The sequence below is a fragment of the Chitinophaga cymbidii genome (assembly GCF_007992715.1).
GTDB lineage: Bacteria > Bacteroidota > Bacteroidia > Chitinophagales > Chitinophagaceae > Chitinophaga > Chitinophaga cymbidii.
Map to the genome: position 1 here is coordinate 83,804 of NZ_BKAU01000009.1, position 24,933 is coordinate 108,736.

The window sequence follows — 24,933 nt, forward strand, 5'->3', positions numbered from 1 at the left end:
GCGTTAAAATAATTTGCGCTGCGGCCGGTTTTTGGCGCGCGCCCGTCAATTCCCTAAATTTGGGTCCACCAAAACAAAAACCACGCAGCGATGAAAGAAGTATTTATCATATCAGTAGCCAGAACGCCGATCGGCAGTTTCAACGGCGCTTTGTCCGCCGTTCCCGCCACGCAGTTGGGCGCTACGGTTATAAAAGCGGCACTGGAAAGGGCAAAGGTATCGCCGGACCAGGTGCAGGAAGTGTACATGGGAAATGTGATCAGCGCCAACATCGGGCAGGCGCCCGCCAACCAGGCGAGCCTGTATGCCGGTTTGCCCAACACGGTGCCCTGCACAACGGTGAACAAAGTCTGCGCTTCCGGCATGAAAGCGATTATGCTGGGCGCGCAAAGCATCCTGCTGGGCGATAATGACATTGTGGTGGCCGGCGGCATGGAAAGCATGAGCAACATCCCGTATTATCTCGATAAAGCCCGGAACGGCTACCGCCTGGGGCATGGCGCTGTGATCGACGGCATTCTGCGCGACGGGCTGTGGGACCCTTACAAGGATTTTCACATGGGCAACGCGGCGGAGATTTGCGCCGCGGAGTACAAGATCAGCCGTGAAGACCAGGACGCCTATGCCGCGCAAAGCTACCGCAGAACAGCGGCGGCATATGAAAAAGGATATTTCAAAGACGAGATCGTACCGGTGGAAGTGCCCGGCAAGCAGCCTGTCACCGTGAGCGAGGACGAAGAATATAAAAAAGTGAACTTTGAAAAGATGGCTGCCCTGAAGCCCGCGTTCCAGAAGGAAGGCACGGTAACAGCGGCCAACGCTTCCAAGATCAACGACGGCGCGGCGGCGGTAGTGCTGGCGAGCGGAGAAAAAGTAAAGGAACTCGGCCTGCGGCCGCTGGCGAAGATCATCAGCTTTGCCGATGCTTCGCAGGCGCCGGAATGGTTCACCACCACGCCGGTAAAAGCCATTAACAGGGCGCTGGCGAAAGCCGGGCTGACGGTGAAGGACATGGACTTTACGGAGATCAACGAGGCGTTCTCCTGCGTGGCGCTGGCCAATGAGCGGGACCTGGACCTCCGGCCGGAAACGCTGAATGTGTGGGGAGGGGCCGTGGCACTGGGGCATCCGATCGGTTGCAGCGGCGCGCGTATTGTGATCACGCTGAATTCCATCCTGCATAAAGAGAACGGCCGTTACGGTGTGGCCGGCATCTGCAACGGCGGCGGCGGTGCGAGTGCGATGGTGATCGAAAAAATGTAAATGCTTTGCTTTTTGGCAAACAAACGATATTTTTGCCCTGCCTTTTTTTAAAAGAGGTGTGTATAATATTCAAATAATATTCAAGAATCAATGCGTCAGATAGCCTTCAGACAAGCCTTACGAGAAGCCCTCCAGGAAGAAATGCGCGCCGATGAGCGGGTGTTCCTGATGGGAGAGGAAGTGGCAGAGTACAACGGAGCTTACAAAGTTAGCCAGGGGATGCTCGATGAGTTCGGCCCCCGCCGGGTAATTGATACACCCATTGCCGAGCTTGGCTTTGCAGCGATCGGGGTGGGAGCGGCACAGAACGGCCTTCGCCCGGTGGTGGAGTTCATGACCTGGAACTTTGCCGTGCTGGCGCTGGACCAGATACTCAACACCGCTTCCAAAATGCTCGCCATGAGCGGCGGACAGGTAGGTTGTCCCATTGTATTCCGCGGCCCGGGTGGCTCGGCGGGACAGCTGGGTGCGCAGCACTCCACCGCTTTTGAAAGCTATTACGCCAATATCCCCGGCCTGAAAGTAGTATCCGTTTCCAATCCATATGATGCAAAAGGGCTGCTGAAAGCCGCTATCCGCGATAACGACCCGGTTGTTTTCATGGAAAGCGAACAGATGTACGGCGATATGGGAGAAGTTCCGGAAGAAGAATATATCATCCCCCTCGGTAAAGCTGATATCAAACGCGCCGGCAAGGACGTGACCATCGTTTCTTTCAACAAAATGATGAAAGTAGCGCTGGGCGCCGCCGAAGAACTGGCAAAAGAAGGTATCGAGGCGGAAGTGATCGACCTGCGTACGATCCGGCCGCTGGACTGGTTCACCATCCTGGAGTCTGTTAAAAAGACCAACCGCCTGGTGATCGTGGAAGAGCAATGGCCCTTCTCCAGCGTTTCCTCCGAGATCTCTTACCGTATCCAGAAAGAAGGTTTCGACTACCTGGATGCGCCGATCCGCCGCATCACCGCTGTAGATGCCCCCATGCACTACGCGCCGAACCTGGTGAAGCTGTACCTCCCCGACGTGGAAAGGACGGTGAAGCTGGTGAAGGAGGTGATGTACCTGAAGAAATAGTATTCCGTCAATAGATATTGAGGGCGATCAAAAAAATAGAATTACTTTGTTGATCGCTCTTTTTTTGTGCAAAAGAAAACGGGGCTGGCTGTGTGGCCGGCCCCGTTTCCATGAAACTGGAAAGGTTACTTTCATAAAGTATTTAAAGATATTCTCTCATTTTTTTATCTGCTACGCTCGTCCGTCTTCACTTTTTCAAGTAGCGCAGCCAGTTCCTTCACCTTGTCCGGATGTTCCTCCGCGAGGTTCGTCCGCTCGTTGATATCGTTTTTCAGATTGTACAGCTGTGGCGCTTGATCCCTGCCGGTTTCTATGCCCACTCTTGGCATCATCTTCGGGCCGTTGGCGGGTGTAATGTATTTCCAGCCGCCGGCAATAATGGATAGCGGGCCGCCTTGTTCTACGAGATATTGCCGGTCCTTCTGGCTGTTGCCCAGCAATTGCGCCAGCATATCAAAGCTGTCCGGCGCCTCGTCTGGTTGCAGCTTTTGTCCGGTGAGCTTTGCGAGGGAAGCAAAGAGGTCCACCTGGCTGAAAAGCACATCGGTCTGCCTGCCGCCTTTAACACCTGCGGGCCATTGTACAATGAAAGGCACCCTGGTACCCGCTTCAAAAGCGCTGTATTTACCGCCGCGGAGCGGCCCCGCCGGTTTGTGATCGCCTACCAGTTCCACCGCTTTATCGAGGTAGCCGTCGTTCAGTACAGGGCCGTTGTCGCTGCTGAAGATGATCATGGTATTTTTTGTCAGCCCCAGGCTGTCCAGCGCGCGCATGATCTGCCCCACCGTCCAGTCCAGCTGCAGGATCGCGTCGCCTCTCAGGCCCATGCCGCTTTTGCCTCTGAACATGCTGTGCGGGTAGCGCGGCACGTGGATGTCGCCGGTGGCGAAATAGATAAAGAACGGTTGTTTCGCGCTGCGGCCGATGAAATCGATGGTTTTGCGGGTGATGTCGCCGGCGATGTCCGCATCTTTCCAGTGTGCCTGGTGGCCGCCGCTCATCCAGCCGATGCGGCTGATGCTGTCTACAATAGTCTGGTTATGCCCGTGGCCGGGGTCGGGGTGGAGCTTCAGCTTTTCAGGATTTTCCTCGCCGGTGGGCTCGTTGCCCACCTTTTGCTGGTAGCTTATCTGGATGGGATCGCCGGCATCGAGGTTCACCACGTGGCGGTCTTCCATATACACGCAGGGAACGCGGTCCAGTGTGGCGGGCATGATAAAGGAATAGGTGAATCCGACCTCGAGGGGGCCGGGTTTGATCTCTTTGTTCCAGTTGATGGCGCTGTCGCCATTGCCCAGGCCAAGGTGCCATTTACCGATGACGGCCGTCTGGTACCCCGCGTCCTGTAGCATTCCCGGGAGCGTACGTTTATCCGTTGGAATGATCAGTGAGGCGTCGCCGGGGGCGATGCCGGTGTTCTTTTGTTTCCAGGGATATTTTCCGGTGAGGATGCCGAACCGTGAAGGGGTGCAGGTGGCGGAAGTAGTATGGGCGTTGGTGAAGCGGAGGCCGTTTTTCGCCAGCTGGTCGATGTGCGGCGTTTGAATCCGGTTCATGCCGTAGCAGCTTACGTCGCCATAACCCAGGTCATCCGCATAGATGACGATAATGTTCGGTTGTTGTTGTGCCTGTGAGGGGAGGCTGAGCATGCAGGTAAGGGTTCCTGCCAGCAGATGGTGGAATTTTAATTTGCTTATCATGCAATAAATCTATGAAGTTTTGGATGAATTTTTATCCAAAAAGATCACTGCTCAGGTACCGGTCTCCGCGGTCGCAAATAATACAAACGATCACGCCGCTTTCCAGCTCGCGGGAGAGCCGTACCGCCGCCGCCACCGCGCCGCCGCTGCTCATGCCGCAGAAGATCGCTTCTTCGCGGGCAAGCCTTTTCGTCATCCTGCGGGCTTCGTCTTCAGAAATATCCATGATGCGGTCTACCCGTTCTTTTTCAAATATTTTCGGGAGATAGGCTTCCTGCCATTTGCGGATGCCGGGTATCCTCGATCCGTCCGTCGGCTGGCAGCCAACGATCTGTACATCGGGGTTGACTTCTTTCAGGAAGCGGGATACGCCCATGATAGTGCCGGTAGTGCCCATGGCGGACACAAAATGGGTCACACGGTGTTCCGTATCGCGCCATATTTCCGGGCCGGTGGTGCGGTAGTGCATGCCGTAATTATCCGGGTTGGCGAACTGGTTGAGCATGTAGTAGCCGCCTTTGGCAACCTGGGCATGGGCATAGTCGATCGCGCCTTCCATGCTTTGTTCTTTCGGGGTGAGCACCACTTTGGCGCCGAAGGCTTCCATCGTTAATACCCGCTCGCGCGTAGCGTCTTCCGGCATTACGATCTCTATTTCCACGTTAAAAAGATTGGCGATCATGGCCAGCGCAATGCCGGTGTTGCCGCTGGTGGCTTCAATGAGCCTGATGCCGGGCTTGATCTCGCCGCGGTCCACCGCGCCTTTGATCATGCCGTATGCGGCCCTGTCTTTTACGCTGCCGCCGGGATTGCTGCCTTCCAGCTTGGCATAGATCGTTACGTTCGGGTTTTCGGGAATGCGTTGCAAGGCCACCATCGGGGTGTTGCCTACTAAATCCAGTACTGATCTCATAAATTAAACTACTTTAATGCTGCCGTCGGCTTTATAATAGATGCGTGAATAAGGGTCTGTGGATTTGATCAGCCATACGTTCCCGCCGATGATGCTGTGGTGGCCGATGATCGTGTCGCCGCCGAGAATGGTGGCGCCGGCATAGATCACCACATGTTCTTCTATGGTAGGGTGGCGTTTGTTCATCGCCATGGATTTGTCGATGCTTAACGCGCCGAGTGTCACGCCCTGGTACAGCTTCACATGCGGGCCTATCACCGTGGTTTCGCCGATCACGATGCCGGTGCCATGGTCGATACAGAAGTAAGGCGATATCTGCGCGGCGGGGTGAATGTCGATGCCCGTGCGGGCGTGCGCGAACTCCGTGATCACGCGCGGCAGCAGCGGCACTTCGAGGCTGTGCAGGCCGTGGGCAATGCGGTAGGCGGCAATGGCGTAAAACCCGGGATAGGCGCGGATCACTTCGTAGAGGCAGGTAGCAGCAGGGTCCCCCTGCAGGATCGCCTCCGCATCCTTCGTCAGATCTTCATAAATACCCGGTATCAGTTCCATGAACAACCGGCTGGTAGCGGCGGCGTTACGCGGCAGCCGCCCTTCCATCGATCCCAGCAACTCCGTCAGCTGCAGTTCCAGCTTCGCCGCATATGCTTCCAGTTGTTCCGAATCCATCACCCTGCCGTTATGCTCGGGGAACAGCCAGTTCACCACGTTGCTGTAGAAAGCGCACACTTTATCCGAAGAAGGATAGGCGTTTGCTGCCGCAGCGGCATGCCGCAATTTGAGTTGCTCCAATAATTTCTTCATAAATGTGAATAGTTACCTGCTTGCCGGTAAAATTACTGATAAACCTGTAAAGTTAGTAGACTTTATGCGCTAAAACCCTTTACTGTGCAAGAATTATTTTTCAGACTGCGACAGGATGAGAGTATTTTGTTGTATCCTGAACATCCGTTGCATCTTTTTCTTAATTTTGGCACTGTTTAAAATAATAGACAACCAATGGCCAACATCCTGATTATTGACGACGAAAAGAGTATCCGTAAAACGCTTTCGGAGATCCTGACTTACGAAGGGTATAAGATCGACGAAGCGGCCGATGGGGCCGAGGGTTTTAAAATGTACCAGGCGAAAGCTTACGATGCCGTGCTGTGCGACATCAAAATGCCGAAAATGGACGGCCTGGAATTTCTCGAAAAAGCAAAAGAGACCAACCCGGATGTGCCCATCATCATGGTATCCGGTCACGGTAATATAGACACGGCGGTGGAAGCAGTGAAGAAAGGCGCATACGATTACATCTCCAAACCGCCGGACCTGAACCGCCTGCTGATCACGCTGCGCAATGCGCTGGACAAGACCACCCTCGTGGCCGAAACCAAAACGCTCCGCAAGAAGGTGAACAAAACGCCGGAGATGATCGGTGAATCCGCTCCCATCCTCAAGATCAAGGATACCATCAGCAAAGTAGCGCCCACGGACGCGCGCGTGCTGGTAACGGGTGATAACGGCGCCGGCAAGGAGCTGGTCGCCCGCTGGATTCACGAATACAGCAACCGCGCCAGCGGCCCCCTCGTGGAAGTGAACTGCGCAGCCATCCCCAGCGAACTGATCGAAAGCGAGCTGTTCGGCCATGAAAAAGGCTCCTTCACCTCCGCGGTGAAACAGCGCATCGGCAAGTTCGAGCAGGCTAACGGCGGCACCCTCTTCCTGGATGAGATCGGCGACATGAGCCTCAGCGCACAGGCAAAAGTGCTGCGCGCCCTGCAGGAAGGCAAGATCACCCGCGTGGGCGGCGACAAAGAGATCAGCGTGGACGTGCGCGTGGTGGCGGCAACGAATAAAGACCTCCTCAAGGAAGTGGAAGACAAGAACTTCCGCCTCGACCTATACCATCGCCTCAGCGTGATCCTCATTCACGTTCCTTCCCTGAATGACCGCAAGGATGATATTCCTTTACTGGTAGATCATTTCCTGGACGGCGTTTGCGCCGAATACGGCATTGCCCGGAAAGCAGCTGACAAAGACGCGATGAAAGCCCTGCAGCAGCATCAGTGGACCGGCAACATCCGCGAGCTGCGCAACGTGGTGGAAAGACTGGTGATCCTCTCCGGCAAAACCATCACCGCTGACGACGTGGAGAATTATGTTGTGCCCAACCACGACAAAAAAAAAGCCACTACCTGAATGATGAGCTGCTCGTGCTGACGCGCCTGCACTCATTCCGCGATGAGGTCGAAAAGATCTTCATCGAATTCATGCTGAACAAGAACGGCTGGAATGTTTCCAGAACGGCGCAGGAGCTGGACATCCAGCGCAGCCACCTCTATAATAAAATGGAACGGTACGGCATTCGCAAAAACGGGGAAGATGAGTAAAAAGCACATTTACCTGATCAGCGGACTGGGAGCGGACGAAAGGGTGTTCCGGAACCTCGTGTTCCCGGAAGGCTATGAAGCGCACTATCTTTCCTGGATCAGACCGCTTAGTCCGGATGAGCCCATCAGCGAGTACGCCTCGCGGATGGCGCGGCGCATCGTGCATCCCGATCCTGTGCTGCTCGGCCTGTCTTTCGGCGGCATGATGTGCATCGAGATCGCGCGGCAGATGCCCGTGGAAAAAGTGATCCTGCTGTCTTCCGTTAAACATAAAGGAGAATTGCCGCCCTGGTACAACGGGCTGGCGCGGCTGGTGCTGCGCAGGCTGCCGGACCGGCTGCTGTTCCACCGCAGGCGCTTTGTGGTAAAGCTTTTTATGCAGGCCAGCGCGGAAGATGAAAAGCAGTTGCTGAACGATTATCTTTCCCGCAACGATTACAGTTACACCCGTTGGGCGCTCAATGCCGTGCTGCACTGGCAGAACGAGTGGATACCCCCCGGCTGCGTGCACATCCACGGCAGCAGCGACCGTCCTTTCCCGCGGCGGTACGTCCATCCCACCCATACCATCCTCAAAGGCGGACACTTTATGGTGATGAACCGCGCGGCGGAGATCAACCGCATCCTGGAAAGAGAGTTGTTATGACGGCTGTTCCACGGCCGCTCTGTTCCCGCGGGCGAACGCCAGCATTTCCTCCTGCGAAAGGATTGTATGCACGTTCGGCGGCAAAGGAGTCGTGAAACGGGCCACCTGCGGGCCTGAAATGGTCACCGGGATGTCCGGGAACAGCGTCCCCAGATTGCCCGCCAGCCTGTCCAGCGCCCTTTGCGGGAAATTGGTGATGAGATGTGTGTAGATGTGGTCCACCGGTTTGCGGTCGGTATAAAAACGGATATCTTCCAGCGGGATGTTGCAGCCGAAATTCACCACGGTGCAGCCGTGTTTTTTCAGCAGGTAGTGCACGAACAATACCGGTATTTCATGAAATTCTCCCTGCGGGAGGAAGACGAGGAAACGTTCATGGCCTTCGGTGGGGAAGTCCAGCCCGTCAATCGCCACCATCAGTTTTTTACGGATGATGCTGGCGGCGAAATGCTCCTGTGCGGGAATCACGCAATCCACCAGCCAGAGCAGCCCCACACGTTCCAGGTAGGGGTAGATCACTTTCAGCATGCATTGCTCGAAGCCCATGCGCAGGAGAACGTTGTGGAATATCTTTTCGAAGCGGTGCTGGTCAAAATCGATCATAGCTTCCACCAGCTGGTTGATATAAGCCTGGTGCAGCTGTGATCCCTTCTTGCCGCTTTCTTCCAGGGAAAGCTGTTTTACCTCCTCGTCCGTCATCCCCGCGATCCTCGATATCTTGTAGCCGTGATGGTACAGATAAGCGATGCGCATGATATGCTTGAGATCGCCATTATCGTAAATGCGGTGGTTCGTATCTTTCCTTTTGGGCCGCAGCAGGTTGTACCGCTGTTCCCAGATGCGGATCGTATGCGCTTTGATGCCGGTGAGGCTTTCTATATCTTTTATGGTAAAACTGTTCAAGGCTAGGTATATGTCTATTAAACAAAATTGGATCAAAGAAGTTTACCAAGGTAGCCAATATAGCCGTATTTTATGAAAACTTTTGCGAATGAAAACTAGCTTACAATTGGCAGAATATTATATTTGTTCTTTAAACTACCTAAACAAAAGAGCATGAACCTTGCATTCTGGCGTAAGAAGGGGGACCAGCCGAAGAAAAAGAAATCCGCTGTACGGGAGTGGCTGGATGCAGCCATCTTCGCCGTAATAGCGGCTACGCTGATCCGTACCTTCATTTTTGAAGCATACACCATCCCTACACCTTCCATGGAAAAAACCTTGCTGGTAAATGACTTCCTGTTTGTCAGCAAAGTGAGCTACGGCCCCCGCGTACCCATGACGCCGCTGGCCGTACCCTTTACGCATCATACCTTACCGCTTACAAAATATACCAAAGCCTATTCAGAAGCCGTGCAATGGAAATACCGCCGCATTCCGGGCTTCGGGGACATTCACCGTAACGACGTGGTGGTGTTCAACTTCCCGGAAGGAGACACCGTGGCGCTGGAACGGCAGGATGAAAGCTATTACGATCTCGTGCGCCGCAACGGCAGGGACCGCGTGTGGAGCGAATATCATGTGATATCCCGTCCCGTGGACAAACGGGAGAACTATATCAAACGCTGCGTGGGCATCGCGGGCGACACCCTGTCCGTCGTGAACGGCATCGTGGTGGTGAACGGCCAGCCGGAAAATCCGCCACCGCATAGCGAGCGCCTGTATCATGTGCAGACAACGAACGGGGACCATCTGAATCCCGTGCGCCTGGAAGAAATGGGCATCGCCGGTAATTACGAGATCATGGAACAGGGTAAGACCAGCTATAACCTGACGCCCGAAGAATCCAAAGCCATCGGCGCCTTCCCGATCGTGAACGGCAACATCCAGCCGTTTATCAGTCCGTATGAAGACGGCGTATGGCCGCAGGATACCGCGCATTTCAAATTCACTGTTGATAATTTCGGACCGATTTATATTCCGAAGAAAGGCGCGACCGTGAAGCTGGACAGCAGCAATATAGAGCTGTACAGGAGGATCATTGAAGTGTATGAGGACAATACGCTGGAAAATAAGAACGGACAATGGGTGATCAACGGAACGCCTACTGACCTGTATACGTTCAAAATGAATTATTACTGGATGATGGGGGATAACCGTCATCATTCGCTGGACTCGCGGTATTGGGGTTTTGTGCCGGAAGACCATGTGGTAGGAAAAGCCTGGCTGATCTGGATGAGTTACGGTAAAGGAGGCATCCGCTGGAGCCGGTTGTTCAGAACGATTAAATAAACGCATTTTTATAGGTTGACAGGGGAACTTTATGGCGAAGAAGACCGCACAGATCACCTACGAAGAGCATGATGATGAAACCACCCTGCGCCCGGAAGACGCATCGCTACTGCGCGCCGCGCGGGAGGCCGTGCGGGATGCCTATGCGCCGTACTCCCGCTTCCGGGTGGGCGCCATGCTGCTGATGGAAAATGGCGAAATGGTGAGCGGCACCAACCAGGAAAATGCTTCCTATCCCGTGGGTATCTGCGCGGAAAGGGTGGGGCTGTCCGCCGCATCGTCCCGCTACCCCGGCATGCCGGTCAAAGCCATTGCCGTCAGCTATGATAATGAACTCGGCGCCAGCGACCGCCCAATCACGCCCTGCGGCATCTGCCGGCAAACGCTGGCGGAGTACCAGCAGCGGTTTTCCGCACCCATCCGGCTCATCCTGGCCGGGCGCACCGGCAAGATCTGGGTGATCCCTGACAGTGTGGGCCTGCTGCCGCTGTCTTTTTCGGCGGAGGATATGCGATAAGGGAGATATAAACCTGTAGCTGGACAGACCATTTCTGATAGGATATTCGCAAAATTAACGGCAGATCAAGTCCACATCATGTCCACCTCACCTCCACCTGACCCGGCCTGTTCCTTCGGTTACCACAGGCGTTTCCCGGCTGTATTCGGTATCATTCCGACTGCGAAGGCAGAATACTATCAGTGTCGGTCGCTCAGCCCTTTAAAGCCTAGGCCTTCTTCATGCCGATGCATGTTTCTCCACCCGCGAGGCTTTTCCGTTCGCATGGTGAGCAATGAAATACCCCCATCGAAATAAATTTCTTTTATAAATTATTATTTAATTATATTTGACAAGGCGATTTGCCTTTGTATATGATCCTGTACCGTATCCTGTTCCTATGCCTTCTTTCTGCGGGCGCGCCAACCGGCGACCGCGCAAAGCAACTTTATAAAGAGGGACTGCACATGAAGCGGGATGGCCGCCTCGAAGAAGCACAGCAGTGCTTTACCGCCGCTATCCGCGCAGATGGCGGGTATGTTGACGCATACCTGGAGCTGGCCGCCATATTCCGCCTGCAACAGCAGCCGGAGCCCGCGAAACAGCAGCTGCTGGCTTTGCTCGCCAACGCGCCGGAACACCCGGGGGCGTTGCGGTCACTGGCGGAGATATTCTTTGAACAGGCGGCGTATGAAGATGCGCTGGCGTATGCTTTCAGGGCGCAGGAGCAGGGCTGCCGCGGCATGAACCGGATCATCGGCGGCAGCTATGCGAAGCTGGACCACGCCGCGGAAGCGATTGCGGCGCTCGAAAAGGCACGAAAGGAAGGGGATGATGTGCTTTGCCAGCTCGCCCGGCTGTATGCGCAGCAGGAGGATTATCCGCAAAGCATCCGGTGTTATGAAGAAGCGTTGAAAACGGACAGCACGTCCGCCACACTATACTATGAACTCGGAATGATGCATTTTAATATGGAAAACTATCAGAAAGCCACCGTTGCATTTGAACAGGCTGGTCAGTCAGGCAAGTCCGTTGATGCAGATCTTTATTTGAACCTGGGGATGGCATACCTTAAACAGGCCAATTATTTCGATGCTATCCGCCATCTGAAAACCGCGCAGGCCCTGCGCCCGAAAGACATCCAGGTGATGCTCAACCTCGCCAACGCCTGCTACAAGCAGCAGGATTTCGCGCAGGCCATTACGCAATGGAACAACATTCTCATGCTGCAGCCACTGAACGCATTTGCCATGTTCATGCTTGGAAAATCGTATATCTGTTCAGGTGAGGTCGCCAAAGGCCAGGCCATCTGCGACCAGGCCATGGCATTGGGCGCAAAATGATCACATCCTTTCCGGAACATTGATCCCTAACAGCTTCATGCCCTGCCGGATGGTATTGGCGGTCAGCGAGGCGATCTGCAGGCGCAGCTTCTTCCTGTCCGCCGTTTCCGCATCTCTTACGGAATAAATATACTTGCCCTGTTCTTTCTTCGCATAGAAGGAGTTGAACGTCTGGGCCAGCAGGAATGCGTAGTTGGCGATCACCGAAGGGCTCATTTCTTTTTGCGCATCTTCCAGGATGCCGTCGAATTGCTCGCAGAGCATGATCAGCTCCTTTTCCATCGGCAACAGCTCGCCGGCGTAAGTGTAGCTTTCCAGGTCAGCCAGCTCTTCTTCGGAAAATTCACGCATGATGGACCGGATACGGGCATGGCTATACTGGATAAAGGGACCGGTAAAGCCGTGCAGGTCGATGGATTCTTCGGGGTTGAAGATCATTTTCTTTTTAGGGTCCACTTTCAGCAGGAAGAACTTCATCGCGCCGAGGCCGATGGTATTGTGCAGTTCGCGCAGCTCTTCATCGGAGAAGCCTTTCACTTTGCCCAGCTCTTCCGTATGCGTGGCGGCGGTATTCACCATTTCATCCACCATATCGTCCGCATCCACTACCGTGCCTTCGCGGCTTTTCATCCGGCCATGCGGCAGTTCCACCATGCCGTAGGAGAGATGGTAGATGCCCTCCGCACAAGGCTCCCCAAGCTTTTCAAGGATCAGCTTCAGCACCTTGAAGTGGTAGTTCTGCTCATCCGCCACCACATAAATGCTTTGCTCCATCTGGTAGTCGTCATACTTCAGCCGCGCCGTGCCCAGGTCCTGCGTCATATACACGGAAGTGCCGTCGCCGCGCAGCAGGAGCTTTTCATCCAGCCCGTCCGCGGTGAGGTCTATCCACACGGAGTTATCTTCTTTACGGAACAGCACGCCCTTGCGCAGCCCTTCTTCCACGAGGTCTTTCCCTAGCAGGTACGTGTTGCTTTCATAATACATTTTATCGAAATCGATGCCCAGGCGTTTGTAGGTGGCGTCAAAGCCTTCGTACACCCAGCCGTTCATCGTTTGCCAGAGCGCCCTTACTTCCGGGTTGCCCGCTTCCCACTGCTGCAGCATGATCTTCGCCTGCTGCATGATCTCCGTTTTGTTACGGCTCAGCTCCTTGATCTCGTCGGTGATCTTGGCGGACTTTTCCTTGTCGTTATGCACTTCCGGTTTTTGCAGGGCGGCGAAGAGCTTTTGCACCCGTTCTTTTTCAGCATCTTCAAAATCATGAAAATCACCTTCCAGCACGCGGGAGATGATCGGCTCCGCCTGCTCGCGCAGGATGGTCTCGAATTTCACGTAGTAGTCGCCAACGAGGTGATCGCCTTTGATGCCGGTGCTTTCAGGCGTATCGCCATGCGCGAAGAGCTGCCATGCCAGCATGGATTTGCAGATATGGATGCCGCGGTCGTTCACCAGGTTCGCCTTGATCACTTCAAAGCCGTTGGCCTTGTAGATCTCCGCCACCGAGTACCCGAGGAAGTTGTTCCGGAGATGCCCGAGGTGAAGCGGTTTGTTGGTGTTGGGGGATGAATATTCGATCATCACCTTGCGGCCGTTGGCGGGCTTTTGCCCCGGCGTTTTGTTGGCGAATGCCGTATGCAGGTATTGCGTCCAGTATTGATGATGTATTTGCAGGTTGAGGAAGCCCTTCACCACGTTGAACCCCGCGATCAGCTCCGGGTGATTTTCGAGGAGGTATTGCCCGAGCGTTTGCCCCGTAGCTTCCGCGCTCTGACGGCTGAACTTCGTAAATGGAAATACAACGATGGTATATTCTCCCTCAAATTCGGGCTTGGTTGTGTTAACGGCAATGTCCGCAGCAGTGAAAGCTTGCTGGTACAGGGCCTGTACAGCCGCTGCCGCGGCATTTTTAATAGCAGGAACTACACTCATTCTATAATTTGTTAAAGCAAAAACCGGGCGGTAAAGGTAACCCCGATTTTCTTAAAAAGAAAACGACGGAGCAAACACCCCGTCGTTTCCCTTTATCAGCGTAAGAATGCTACAATCTGTAGAATCCCCGCTTTGTCATGTTGTCAGCTATCAGTAGATCGTGAATTCCACGCGGCGGTTCTGCTGCCGTCCCGCGGCCGTTTTGTTGGTCGCGATCGGCTGCGTTTCACCGTAACCGGTAGCTTCTATCCGGCTCGGGTTCACGCCTTTACCCGTCAGGTAGGATTTCACGGATTCCGCTCTTTGTTTGGACAGGATCATGTTGTTGTTATTGGAGCCCACATTGTCCGTATGACCGGCCAGCTTCAGGCTCAGGTTCTTCCGTTTCAGGAGGTCCGCTACTTTATCCAGTGAAGGATAGGAGCTTGGCTTGATGTCTGACTTGCCCGTTGCAAATTCCAGGTTGGCGATCGCATCGCGCACCAGCCGGCGATCTTCGTCGGTGATGATCACCTGCACGGGTTTCACGGTATCCGGTTTGGGCAGCGGGCAGCCGGAGCCGTCCACTTTATCGCCTTTGGCCGTACCGGGACATTTATCGAAGAGGTCGGATACGCCGTCATCATCGCTGTCAGCCTGCAGCTTCGCCACGCTGGCCGCCAGCTTCGCGTTGTTTTCCTTCTCCGCGTCCAGCTCCAGCCTCAGCTGATCGCGCTGCGCCACCAGGTCGTCATACATGACCGCGGGCGGGTTGTGCCAGGCCAGCTGCGGCTTCGCTTTACTGCCAAGCGGAAATTCCAGCCCGGCATAACCGTAGGCGTATTTGTCCTTCGACGGCGCTTTGTTGTAGCCGTCGAGGTTATCGCCGTCCAGATAGTGCATGGTATAACCGAGGTCCAGGTTCAGGCTTTCTGACAGCTTGAACTTCACGCCCGCGCCGATGGGCACATAAAATTCCTTGATCACGCCGGAAGGCTTGTATTCTGTGGTGATGCCGCCCGCCGTTGTTATTTCCGGGCTATATCCCGCCAGGCCGCCGCCGAGGGACACATACAGCTGCGCCATGCTCTTTTTGTGCAGCCAGTTGATGGTGGCAAGATTGAACACGGCGTTCAGGCTGCCGGACCATTTGAGGCTGGTCTCGAATGAAGAATAAGGGCTGTTGGGCGCTTCTCCGTTGCCCAGCTCACGGCTGTTGTCCGCCTTGAGCTTGCCGCCCACATAATCCGCGCGGAGGCTCATGAAATGTAATAACTGCCATTTTACATAAGCGCCGTAACCGTAGTTGAGCTGCCATTTGGAGAAATCGTTGCTGCCGCCGGCAAAGACCGAAGGCACCAGCACCCCGCCGTTCACGCCGATAGACCAGGTGCGGAAGTTCTTGCTGCCGCCGAAGAGGCCGCCTGATGATGTGGAAGGGGCTGCGGTTTCCGTGTCTGGCTGGGTCTGCGCCAGGGCTGCGATGGGGAGTGTGGTCAACATGCAAATGACCCATCTGATCGTGGTTCTTTTCATATGAAAGGTTGTTAGGTGTACACTTGTTGAAACAAATTATACGCCATTGTGTTGGCTGATCAGACATCTTTTTTATTCATATACAAGCATATGCGTATTAAAACTGACATATTTTCATACATGTCAGCCTTGGCATAATCATTGACAATCCATGGGCATACCGCTTTCGGGCGGACACTGTTTCAAAAAGGAGAACATTTTAATTATGGGAAAAATCATAGGTATTGACTTAGGAACTACCAACTCTTGCGTTGCCGTCATGGAAGGTAACGAACCGGTAGTGATCGCCAACGATGAAGGCCGCCGCACTACGCCTTCCGTTGTGGCTTTTTTAAAGAACGGCGAAAGGAAGGTAGGTGACCCCGCCAAGCGTCAGGCTATCACCAACCCCCAGAACACCATTATGTCGGTAAAACGTTTCATGGGCCGCCATTATGATGAATTATCCAACGAAATCCCTCACTGGAGCTACAAAGTAGCCAAGGGTGACAATAATACGACCCGCATCGACATAGATGGCAGATTATATACTCCGCAGGAAATCTCTGCCATGGTCCTGCAGAAAATGAAAAAAACGGCGGAAGACTACCTGGGCCAGGAAGTAACCGAAGCGGTGATCACCGTTCCGGCCTACTTCAATGACGCACAGCGCCAGGCTACCAAGGAAGCCGGCGAGATCGCCGGTCTCACCGTTCGCCGTATCATCAACGAGCCTACCGCCGCGGCGCTGGCTTACGGGATGGACAAAAAGCATCACGACAGCATGATCGCCGTGTTTGACCTCGGCGGTGGTACTTTCGATATCTCCATCCTCGAACTGGGCGATGGCGTATTTGAAGTGAAAGCGACCAATGGTGACACGCACCTCGGTGGCGATGACTTCGACAAAGTGATCATGGACTGGCTGGCGGAAGAATTCAAGAAAGACGAAGCGGTAGACCTGCATAAAGATCCGATGGCATGGCAGCGCCTGAAAGAAGCATCCGAGAAAGCAAAGATCGAGCTGTCTTCCTCCCAGGAAACCGAGATCAACCTGCCTTACATCACTGCGGTAGACGGCGTGCCCAAGCACCTCGTGAAGAAGCTCACCCGCGCGAAATTCGAGCAGCTGAGCGACCGCCTCGTGGAAAGAACGCTGGAACCCTGCCGCAAAGCGCTCGCAGATTCCGGCCTGGACGTATCAAAGATCGATGAAGTGATCCTCGTAGGTGGTTCTACCCGTATCCCCCGCATCCAGGAAGTAGTGGAAAAATTCTTCGGCAAGAAACCCAACAAGGGCGTAAACCCGGATGAAGTAGTAGCGATCGGCGCAGCCATCCAGGGCGGCGTACTCACCGGTGAGGTGAAAGACGTACTGCTGCTGGACGTAACACCGCTCTCCCTCGGTATCGAAACCATGGGCGGCGTGTTCACCAAGCTCATCGAATCCAACACCACCATCCCCACCAAGAAAAGCGAAGTATTCTCTACCGCAGCAGATAACCAGCCAAGTGTGGAAATTCACGTACTGCAGGGCGAAAGACCCATGGCAGCACAGAACAGAACGCTCGGCCGCTTTATCCTCAACGATCTGCCGCCCGCACAGCGTGGCGTGCCCAAGATCGAAGTGGTATTCGATATAGACGCCAACGGCATCCTGCACGTAACCGCAAAAGACCAGGGCACCGGCAAGTCGCAGAACATCCGCATCGAAGCGGGCAGCGGCCTGAATAAGGACGAGATCGAAAAGATGAAGGCAGAAGCCAAGGCGAATGAAGCGGAAGACAAGGCAGCACGCGAGAAAGTGGAAAAGATCAACCAGGCAGACAGCCTCGTGTTCCAGACAGAAAAACAACTGAAAGAATACGGCGACAAGATCCCGGCTGATAAAAAAGCCCCGATCGAAGCAGCGCTGGAAAAACTGAAAACCGCGCAGCAGTCACAAGACCTCGCACAGATCGAAGCAGCCACCACAGAACTGAACACTGCATGGACCGCCGCATCTGAAGAGATCTACAAAGCGTCACAGGCACAGGGCCAACCCGGTCCCGATGCAGGCGCGCAAGCCGGCGGCCAGCAGCAACAAGGCGGGCAGCAGGGCAGCGACCAGGTGACAGACGCCGAGTTTGAAGAAGTGAAGTAATTATTTTTCGAGTAATAGCTACAGAGGGTGTATCAAATAAGATACACCCTCTTTTTTTGGGTACCGGGTGGCGCCCGGTCAGTCGTTTAAGCGATTTCCCTTTTTATTTCCTGCCGTAGTCAAATACAAGATGGCAGAAAGCCTTCACGCCCACGTCCAGCATGCTGTCGTCAATAAAGAAAGACGGCGTGTGATGGCTCGGCGCTTTATCCGGATCATCGCCCTTTGGCATGCCGCCGAGATAAAAGAACAGTGCCGGTGCCTTGGTGCCGTAGTAAGAAAAATCTTCCGCGCCCGTTACCCATGACATGATGCCCGTTTTATCCGCCCCCGCGGCCTTTTGCAGGGACGGCAGCATGCGCGCCGTCAACGCCGAATCGTTGAACGTAACGAGCGTTTTCGTATCGATATCCACTTTCACCTCCGCGCCCATAGACTCCGCGATCTTCTGCGCCGTGAGCCGTATCCGCCGGTGCACATCTTTTTGCATATCGCTGTCCAGCGTGCGGATGGTGCCTTCCAGCAAAGCCTCCTCGGGAATGATGTTATTGCGCACGCCGCTGTGGAACTTGGCTACCGTGATCACCACGGGTGCGGTTACGATGTCCGACTGCCGGCTGACGATCGTTTGCAGCCCGTTCATGATCTGCGTGCCCACCACGATCGGGTCAATGCTTTTCCAGGGCGTAGAACCGTGTGCCGGCTTGCCTTTGATGGCGATCGAGAACCAGTCCGCCGAAGCCATCATAGCGCCCGGCCGGTACCGGATATTCCCCACTTCAATGGAAGAGCTGATATGCAACCCGAATATCGCATCCACGCCATCCATCACCCCTTCTTTGACCATCAGTGAAGCGCCGCCTTCCTCATCACCCGGAGGGCCTTCTTCCGCCGGCTGAAAGATGAACTTCACCGTACCGCGTATATCTTTTTTCATCGATGCCAATACCTCCGCCGTACCCATCAGGATCGCCACATGGCTGTCGTGCCCGCAGGCATGCATCACAGGAACGGTCTGGCCTAAATACTCCGCTGTGACGGAGGATTTGAACGGAACGTCCACTTTTTCCAGCACCGGCAGTGCGTCCATGTCCGCCCGCAATGCCACTACGGGCCCGGGTTTCCCGCCTTTCAGGATGGCGGTCACACCGGTTTTGGCGATGCCGGTCTGCACGTCCAGCCCCAGCGCGCGCAGGTGCGCGGCGATGTACTCCGCTGTTTTGAACTCACGGTTGGATAATTCAGGATGCTGATGGATGTATCTTCTCCATTCGATGACCTTTGGCAGGATGCCCGCGGCTTTCTGTCCGATCTGCTGCCGGAAGTCCTGCGCCTGTGATACAATGGCCGGTATTACGGCCAGCAGGAAGAAGGGGAGTTTTTTCATAAGATTTTGATTGATCCCATAATTTAAGGATTCTTCCGTTATTTTCAACACGCCGCCGGAGGCCGCTGTGCAGCCGGGCATAGCGGACAAGGTAATTAATTTGTAATTTCCCGTCATGAGGGTTCAGTTTTACGTCCGGTTTTCGTCCGTGTGGGGCCAGCAGCTTTATCTTTCTACCGGCAAAGGAGATCTTCTGCCGATGCAGTACCATAATGAACAGTACTGGCAGCTGGCCGCAGACATCGAAGCTGGTACATTTACCTACCGTTACGTGCTGAACGGGCTGCCCGAAAAGGAAAGCCGCACCATCACGATCGAACCTGATCTAACGGTGATGGACATATGGATATCACCTTCCGCACCGGAAACGGTCTGGTTAACGGCGCCCTTTACACAAGTGTTCTTCAGGCAGGAAACAACCGTGGCGGATGCTTCCGGCTCCTGTACATTCAAGGTGCGGGCGCCTTTGCTGCCGGCCGGAGAAAGTGTATATCTCACAGGAAATGTTCCAGCGCTGGGTGGTTGGGATACGCAGAAGGCTATACGAATGTCGTTCGGAGCGGATGGATATTTTACCGCCTACGTTGATATTCCACCCTTCACCGCGCTGGAATACAAGTATCTTCATCAACAGCATTACGAAGCAGGCGGCAACCGCCGCATGGATGTTCCTGCCGGCAAAACGGTCATCCACGACGATTTTACCCGCTTTCTCCGTACGCCCTGGAAAGGCGCGGGCGTTGCCGTACCCGTATTCTCCCTGCGCTCGGAACGGGGATTCGGAACGGGAGAGTTTGCGGATATTCCGTTGCTGGCGGACTGGGCGGCATCCACCGGGCAATGCCTCGTGCAATTGCTGCCGGTGAACGATACCATCATTGACTACAGCTGGAAAGATTCCTATCCGTATGCCGCTATCTCCGCGTACGCGCTGCATCCGCTGTACATGCACCTGCCGGCCGTGGGCGCATTGCCGGATGCTTATGAGGCACAGCGGGTGGAACTGAACAAGGCCCCGCAGCTGGATTATGAAACCGTGATCCGCTGGAAGATGCATTACCTGCGGCTGTTGTTTGAAGATTTCAAACCGGATGCGGCATTCCAGGCATGGGCGCAGGAACAGGCGCACTGGCTGGAACCCTACGCGGCCTTCTGTGCGGAACGGGATAAAGCCGGCCAGCCGCTTTTCTATGCATTCACCCAATACCATCTTCATCTGCAACTATCAGCCGCCGTGAAATATGCGCATGCCAAAGGCGTTGCTATCAAGGGTGATCTGCCGATCGGCGTATATCGTCATGGTGTGGATGCGCTCACCTCGCCGGAGCTTTTTAACATGAGCGCGCAGGCCGGCGCGCCGCCGGATGATTTTGCGGAGAAAGGCCAGAACTGGAGCTTCCCCACTTACAACTGGCAGCAAATGGAAGCCTCCGGGTACACCTGGTGGACGCACCGGCTGCGGCATATGGCGCAATATTTCTCCGCTTACCGCATCGATCATATCCTGGGCCTGTTCCGCATCTGGCAGATACCTTTACAGCAGCAGGAGGGCATTTTCGGATATTTTGAGCCCGCTATTCCCTTCAGTGAAGAAGAGCTGCGGCAATGGGGAATTCCCTTTTCCCGGCAACGCTACTGCCAGCCTTATACCGCGGATGATCCGGCCGATGTGCTGTTCTTTGAACCGGCGCCCGATACCTTCCACCCGCGTTTCGGCATGCAGCACACCCGCTCGTTCAAAGCGCTGGAACCCGCTGTGCAGGAACGGCTGCTGATGCTCTGCGATCATTTTTTCTATCACCGCCATAACAACCTCTGGGAGCAGGAAGCGCTGCGCAAGCTGCCGGCCCTGCTGCAGGCGACGGACATGCTGGTATGCGGCGAAGACCTCGGCATGGTGCCCCATTGCGTGCCCGGGGTGATGCAGCAGCTGGGGATACTCAGCCTGGAAATAGCGAGGATGCCCAAGCAAGCCGGGCAAACGCTGGCGGACATTCCTTACCTCTCCGTCACCAGCGCTTCCACGCACGATATGAGCACCTTGCGCGAATGGTTTAAAGGCGATGCGGCCATCGTGCTCCGGCAGCATTTGTTATCGCCGGCGATGCTTTGCATTTTCCAGCTGCAGGACTGGCTGGCGCTGGACAGCGGCCTCCCGCACCTGCGCCCGGAAGACGAGCGCATCAACGATCCCGCCGTTACGCCCTGGTACTGGCGCTACCGTATGCCGCTCACGCTGGAAGCGCTGAACAGCCGGGAGGGGCTGAGGAAGAAGATCCGGTCGTTGATTGACGAAAGTGGGAGGTTAGTGAACTAACCGCAATCGGGAAACCTGCTTCTTGCAAACGCCGCTTGCCCCGCCGGGCCAGCCGCATGAATGCACCATTGACAGAAATCCAATTTCCCGCAGTATATTTATTTTATGGAGCTGACACTATATCCATTCGCCTTAAAATTCCGTCACACATTTACGATATCGAGAAAAAGCAAGGACGTGCAGCCTTTACTGGTAGCGGAACTGCGGCAGGACGGCCTGAGCGGGCTGGGAGAAACGGCGGACAACGCCTATTACAACATCACCGTGCCCATGCTGATGCAGGCGATCAATGCGCACCGCGGCTTCATCGAGGCTTACCGCCTGGATACGCCGGAAGCCTTCTGGGAAGAGATGTACCCGCGGCTGAAAGATAACCTGTTCGCCCTCTGCGCGCTGGACCTTGCGGCGCATGACCTCTACGCAAAGCGCCTCGGCAAAAAGCTCTACGAGGTCTGGGACCTCGACCCTTCGCATAACCCGATGACGGACTACACCATCGGCATAGATACCGTGGAGAACATGGTGAAAAAGCTGCGGGAATTTCCCTGGCCCATCTACAAGATCAAGCTCGGCACGAAAGATGATATCGCCATCATCACCGAACTGCGAAAGCATACCAGCGCCGTATTCCGCGTAGACGCGAACTGTGCCTGGGGGGTGGATGAAACGCTCCGCAATGCGGCCGCTTTCCAATCCCTCGGCGTGGAGTTCATTGAACAGCCGATGCCCGCGGCGGATTGGGAAGGGATGAAAAAAGTATATGAGCAATCCCCGCTGCCGTTGTTCGCGGATGAAAGCTGCATTGTGGAAAGCGACGTACAGCAATGCCACGGTTACTTCCACGGCATCAATATAAAACTCACCAAATGCGGCGGCATCACGCCTGCCCGCAGGATGATCCTCGAAGCCAAACGCCTGGGCATGCAGGTCATGACCGGCAGCATGAACGAAAGCACCGTAGGCACTTCCGCCGTAGCGCATTTGCTCCCTTACCTCGATCATGTGGACATGGACGGCCCGCTCCTCCTGGCGGAGGATATTGCGGACGGTGTTCAGATCAAAGATGGTGTGATCATCTATGCGGACAGGAATGGTACCGGCGCGGAACTGCACCGCGCTTTCTGACGCTGCTTATTCCATCGGGCCGAACTTCCGGCCCGCGATGGGACGGTCTCCGGCGAGGCTGTCCGCCGCAATATCCGGCGGCAGCTCATGCTTCATGCCGGAAAACTTGTAGGGCGGCGAAGCGGAATCGTTCTGCACGATCATGTAACCGCTGATGATGTTCTCTTCCTTGAAGGAAAAATACACCTTGTTGTTCAGCAGCCACTCATGCGGCAGGCACGGCAGCGTGTAAGGATGGTCGCGGTCCATCCACGGCTTCATCACAAAGTCATACTTGCCGCGCTCGGCCAGAATGCCTTTGATGTAACAACGGTCATCCCGTTTGGGATGATAATGCTTGTCGTTTTCCAGCCTGCCGTAAAAGAACATGCCCTGCACACTGTCAATATGCAGGATGTAACGGAGGATGCCGTTGGTGGACCGGAAAGAAACCTTGTAATCTCCGAGGAGCGCAGCGGTTTTTTGCTGCATGATGCGGGAGTGTTGCTGACTGGATGCCTGCAGGGGTATACTGCACAGATAAAATGCTGCAAGTACAATCACAGTCAGCCGCATGATAGAATGGCGGATTATCATTTGGCAGACGTTTTTGTGTACTTAAATTTACGTGGAATCCGGTGGTATTCCGGCGGATAAGTATGGGCGGGCGGGACTTGATTAGTTTACCGGGCCTCGTCTTCCGGTATTTCCTTCCAGCTGTCGGCAAAGAAAACGTAGTCGCTTTTCCTGCCGGTGGCTTCAATGAACTTGCCGGCGAGCGCCGCCAGAGGGTTGTCCATAAAGGGATTGCCCGCCGCGGGGCGGATGAGGAAACTTTCTTCCGCTGTTTGCAGGTATACTCCCAGGCTCTCGCTTTTTGTGGTGCGCGCGAAAGTCTTCAGCACCAGCTGGCCTTTTACGGTACGTTTGGTTTTCTTCTTTTTATCGCCTGACATATTCTCTGTGACCAAGGATGACACCATTCTTTTCTTTTACCACCAGCACTTTGGTTTCTTTAAACCTGCCGGTGAATGATGATTCCGAATATACATGAAATTTTACAGGTGCGGGGAATGATTTTGCACTCCTGGTGAGGGGGGATGGAGCGCTGGTGAATGTTTTTTTGTTTGTTTTTCCGTGGAAGGATTTGAGGAGGGATTTCAGCTGGTCAGTCAGTTGCAGGAGTTCTCCGGTAACCTGAACATCCCCGGCGGCCGTGCGCGTTTTCATTTTTGCGCTCGTTTTTGCTTTTGCGGCTTTTGCCGCTGCGGTGTTTTTTATCTCCTTCGGCACAGCAATAAACCCTTTCAACGCCAGCCCTTTTGCCATAAGGTTATCCCGCCTGTTTTGCCGCGGATCGATGGAACGGGCCACCGGCGCGCTGTTCACGATCACCAGCGAGGGATCGCCGAGCAGGTAGAACTGTGCGATGGTCTTTAGCTCATAAGGGTCCAGCGAAGGGCCCGTTTCATCCAGAAAACGCTGCCTTGCTTCCAGCAGCGCGCGGCCGGTGGAAGCGCCTTTGAGCGTGTTGATAAGAAAGTATTGTGTAAGCAAATCAGCCAGCCCCTGGCCTTTGGCAGGGCCGTAAGCGATGGTGGAGCTGCCGGTGAAGGCCAGCGCGTGATGCAACAGGTAGCTTTGCGCCATGCTCATCTGCGCTGTTCCCGCAACGGAAGGATCATAAAGCTGTGCGCCGTAACAGCATTCCGCGGCCACAATGGTGCCCGGACTGATCTTTTCGGCAAGTCCCGCGGATTGCAGTGCTTCAGGGAACTTTTTGCCTTTCTGCCCGTAGTAGGACGGGTCTTCCAGCGAGCCATGGCAGTTCAGGAAATGTGTTTTTGCTTTCAGCTGCGTTTTCGTCCACTTCGGTCCCATAGCGGGCGACAGCTGCAACGCGCCGTTGTGACCGAAGATGTTTTGCAGGCTTTCGCGGGTGGACAGGCGCCAGTCGTGCACACTCACCGCGAAGTATGACTGGTAATCCTTTACTTTCGCGGGTTTGCTGGATGCCGCGTCTTTCACCAGCGAGCGGAAATACGCCGCATCCCGGCTGCCCGGAATGTCCGGCAGCCGCCCCACGACGCGCACCGGCGCAATGAACTTACCGGGGTCTGTATGGAAAGGCGCATCACAGGCGTACGGCAGATCGCTGGGGATGATCCGGTCTTCGTCATCTTCACTGAAAAGCAGGTTGTTGAGCGGCTGAAAAGGGATCACGTCCTGCGCGCCCGCGATCAGCAGGTAGTCCGGCTCAAAACAGCGGTACAGCGCATCGATGGCATTCTTGTTCTGGCGGGCATCGCCGGGATCTTTAACAGCCGCGCCTTTGCAGGCTTTCATCGTTTTAACATCATCTACAAAAACGACCAGCGTATCAAGGTTGCGTTTTTTATCAGCCTGTTGGAGCGTGTTCAGTGCGGTGAGGAAAGTCTTGTGTTTGCTGCCGTATTTTTTGATCAATGCAGCACGGTTGGATACGATGAGCTTATCCTTTTTCATCGGGGTGAT

The 24,933-nt window shown here is 54.8% G+C and carries 21 protein-coding genes; 11 read left to right on the forward strand and 10 right to left on the reverse strand.

The features are described from left to right. Window positions 1-90: 90 nt before the first annotated feature. Both CCY01nite_RS25800 and CCY01nite_RS25805 read left to right on the forward strand, forming a co-directional pair. The gene (locus CCY01nite_RS25800) at window positions 91-1,263 is read left to right on the forward strand and encodes an acetyl-CoA C-acyltransferase (protein ID WP_146867455.1); all 1,173 of its coding nucleotides are present in this window, start codon (window positions 91-93) and stop codon (window positions 1,261-1,263) included. Window positions 1,264-1,353: 90 nt separating this feature from the next. Beyond that, window positions 1,354-2,337, forward strand: a complete 984-nt coding sequence (locus CCY01nite_RS25805; protein ID WP_146867456.1) for a pyruvate dehydrogenase complex E1 component subunit beta — start codon at window positions 1,354-1,356, stop codon at window positions 2,335-2,337. Window positions 2,338-2,501: 164 nt separating this feature from the next. On the opposite strand, the gene CCY01nite_RS25810 is transcribed toward CCY01nite_RS25805, so the two are convergent. Genes CCY01nite_RS25810 through CCY01nite_RS25820 form a run of 3 tightly spaced genes read right to left on the reverse strand, consistent with a single transcriptional unit; the run spans window position 2,502 to window position 5,754 of the window. After that, window positions 2,502-4,037, reverse strand: coding sequence for a sulfatase family protein (locus tag CCY01nite_RS25810; RefSeq protein WP_146867457.1), 1,536 nt, complete (start codon window positions 4,035-4,037; stop codon window positions 2,502-2,504). A gap of 31 nt (window positions 4,038-4,068) precedes the next feature. Next, entirely contained in the window at window positions 4,069-4,950 is an 882-nt protein-coding gene (gene cysM / locus CCY01nite_RS25815; RefSeq protein WP_146867458.1) for a cysteine synthase CysM, read from the reverse strand. A gap of 3 nt (window positions 4,951-4,953) precedes the next feature. After that, the gene (locus tag CCY01nite_RS25820; protein WP_146867459.1) at window positions 4,954-5,754 is read right to left on the reverse strand and encodes a serine O-acetyltransferase; all 801 of its coding nucleotides are present in this window, start codon (window positions 5,752-5,754) and stop codon (window positions 4,954-4,956) included. Window positions 5,755-5,949: 195 nt separating this feature from the next. Between CCY01nite_RS25820 and CCY01nite_RS25825 the strand changes: the two genes are divergently transcribed. The 3 genes from CCY01nite_RS25825 to CCY01nite_RS25835 are packed head-to-tail and all read left to right on the forward strand — an operon-like array spanning window position 5,950 to window position 7,971. Then, a complete protein-coding gene (locus CCY01nite_RS25825) occupies window positions 5,950-7,134 on the forward strand; it encodes a sigma-54-dependent transcriptional regulator (protein ID WP_146867460.1) in 1,185 nt (394 codons plus the stop codon). Between the two features lie 14 nt (window positions 7,135-7,148). Continuing rightward, window positions 7,149-7,325: a helix-turn-helix domain-containing protein gene (locus tag CCY01nite_RS25830; RefSeq protein WP_146867461.1), complete on the forward strand. Its 177-nt coding sequence runs from the start codon at window positions 7,149-7,151 to the stop codon at window positions 7,323-7,325. Continuing rightward, window positions 7,318-7,971: an alpha/beta hydrolase gene (locus CCY01nite_RS25835; protein WP_186831273.1), complete on the forward strand. Its 654-nt coding sequence runs from the start codon at window positions 7,318-7,320 to the stop codon at window positions 7,969-7,971. Before CCY01nite_RS25830 ends, CCY01nite_RS25835 begins: the two co-directional genes overlap by 8 nt. On the opposite strand, the gene CCY01nite_RS25840 is transcribed toward CCY01nite_RS25835, so the two are convergent. Beyond that, window positions 7,966-8,874 carry a MerR family transcriptional regulator gene (locus CCY01nite_RS25840; protein ID WP_186831274.1) on the reverse strand — a complete coding sequence of 303 codons (909 nt, stop codon included), beginning with the start codon at window positions 8,872-8,874 and terminating at the stop codon, window positions 7,966-7,968. The two genes, CCY01nite_RS25835 and CCY01nite_RS25840, sit on opposite strands and share 6 nt — an antisense overlap. Window positions 8,875-9,027: 153 nt before the next feature. On the opposite strand from CCY01nite_RS25840, the gene lepB reads away from it, so the two are divergent. The 3 genes from lepB to CCY01nite_RS25855 all read left to right on the forward strand — a co-directional run bounded on the left by lepB (window position 9,028) and on the right by CCY01nite_RS25855 (window position 12,042). Continuing rightward, window positions 9,028-10,203, forward strand: coding sequence for a signal peptidase I (gene lepB, locus CCY01nite_RS25845; RefSeq protein ID WP_146867464.1), 1,176 nt, complete (start codon window positions 9,028-9,030; stop codon window positions 10,201-10,203). A gap of 31 nt (window positions 10,204-10,234) precedes the next feature. Further along, window positions 10,235-10,720 carry a cytidine deaminase gene (locus CCY01nite_RS25850; protein WP_146867465.1) on the forward strand — a complete coding sequence of 162 codons (486 nt, stop codon included), beginning with the start codon at window positions 10,235-10,237 and terminating at the stop codon, window positions 10,718-10,720. Window positions 10,721-11,073: 353 nt separating this feature from the next. Continuing rightward, window positions 11,074-12,042 carry a tetratricopeptide repeat protein gene (locus tag CCY01nite_RS25855; RefSeq protein WP_146867466.1) on the forward strand — a complete coding sequence of 323 codons (969 nt, stop codon included), beginning with the start codon at window positions 11,074-11,076 and terminating at the stop codon, window positions 12,040-12,042. On the opposite strand, the gene CCY01nite_RS25860 is transcribed toward CCY01nite_RS25855, so the two are convergent. Next, window positions 12,043-13,974, reverse strand: a complete 1,932-nt coding sequence (locus tag CCY01nite_RS25860; RefSeq protein WP_146867467.1) for an arginine--tRNA ligase — start codon at window positions 13,972-13,974, stop codon at window positions 12,043-12,045. Window positions 13,975-14,124: 150 nt separating this feature from the next. After that, window positions 14,125-15,489, reverse strand: coding sequence for an OmpA family protein (locus CCY01nite_RS25865; protein WP_146867468.1), 1,365 nt, complete (start codon window positions 15,487-15,489; stop codon window positions 14,125-14,127). Window positions 15,490-15,748: 259 nt separating this feature from the next. Here CCY01nite_RS25865 and dnaK point away from each other — a divergent pair, with 259 nt between their 5' ends. Next, a complete protein-coding gene (dnaK, locus tag CCY01nite_RS25870; RefSeq protein WP_443092687.1) occupies window positions 15,749-17,611 on the forward strand; it encodes a molecular chaperone DnaK in 1,863 nt (620 codons plus the stop codon). Between the two features lie 103 nt (window positions 17,612-17,714). Here dnaK and CCY01nite_RS25875 read toward each other — a convergent pair whose 3' ends face one another. Further along, window positions 17,715-18,998 (reverse strand): amidohydrolase, encoded by a 1,284-nt coding sequence (locus CCY01nite_RS25875; protein WP_146867470.1) that lies wholly within the window; start codon window positions 18,996-18,998, stop codon window positions 17,715-17,717. Window positions 18,999-19,113: 115 nt separating this feature from the next. Between CCY01nite_RS25875 and CCY01nite_RS25880 the strand changes: the two genes are divergently transcribed. Next, window positions 19,114-21,315, forward strand: a complete 2,202-nt coding sequence (locus tag CCY01nite_RS25880) for a 4-alpha-glucanotransferase (protein WP_146867471.1) — start codon at window positions 19,114-19,116, stop codon at window positions 21,313-21,315. A 105-nt stretch (window positions 21,316-21,420) separates the two neighbouring features. Continuing rightward, window positions 21,421-22,440 (forward strand): dipeptide epimerase, encoded by a 1,020-nt coding sequence (locus CCY01nite_RS25885; RefSeq protein WP_146867472.1) that lies wholly within the window; start codon window positions 21,421-21,423, stop codon window positions 22,438-22,440. Between the two features lie 6 nt (window positions 22,441-22,446). Here the strand turns inward: CCY01nite_RS25885 and CCY01nite_RS25890 are convergent, their stop codons facing one another. The 3 genes from CCY01nite_RS25890 to CCY01nite_RS25900 form a co-directional block, all read right to left on the reverse strand. Next, window positions 22,447-22,911 (reverse strand): hypothetical protein, encoded by a 465-nt coding sequence (locus tag CCY01nite_RS25890; protein WP_146867473.1) that lies wholly within the window; start codon window positions 22,909-22,911, stop codon window positions 22,447-22,449. A gap of 191 nt (window positions 22,912-23,102) precedes the next feature. Continuing rightward, window positions 23,103-23,375, reverse strand: a complete 273-nt coding sequence (locus CCY01nite_RS25895; protein WP_186831275.1) for a hypothetical protein — start codon at window positions 23,373-23,375, stop codon at window positions 23,103-23,105. Then, window positions 23,362-24,924: a C25 family cysteine peptidase gene (locus CCY01nite_RS25900; protein WP_146867475.1), complete on the reverse strand. Its 1,563-nt coding sequence runs from the start codon at window positions 24,922-24,924 to the stop codon at window positions 23,362-23,364. Before CCY01nite_RS25900 ends, CCY01nite_RS25895 begins: the two co-directional genes overlap by 14 nt. Window positions 24,925-24,933 lie beyond the last annotated feature (9 nt).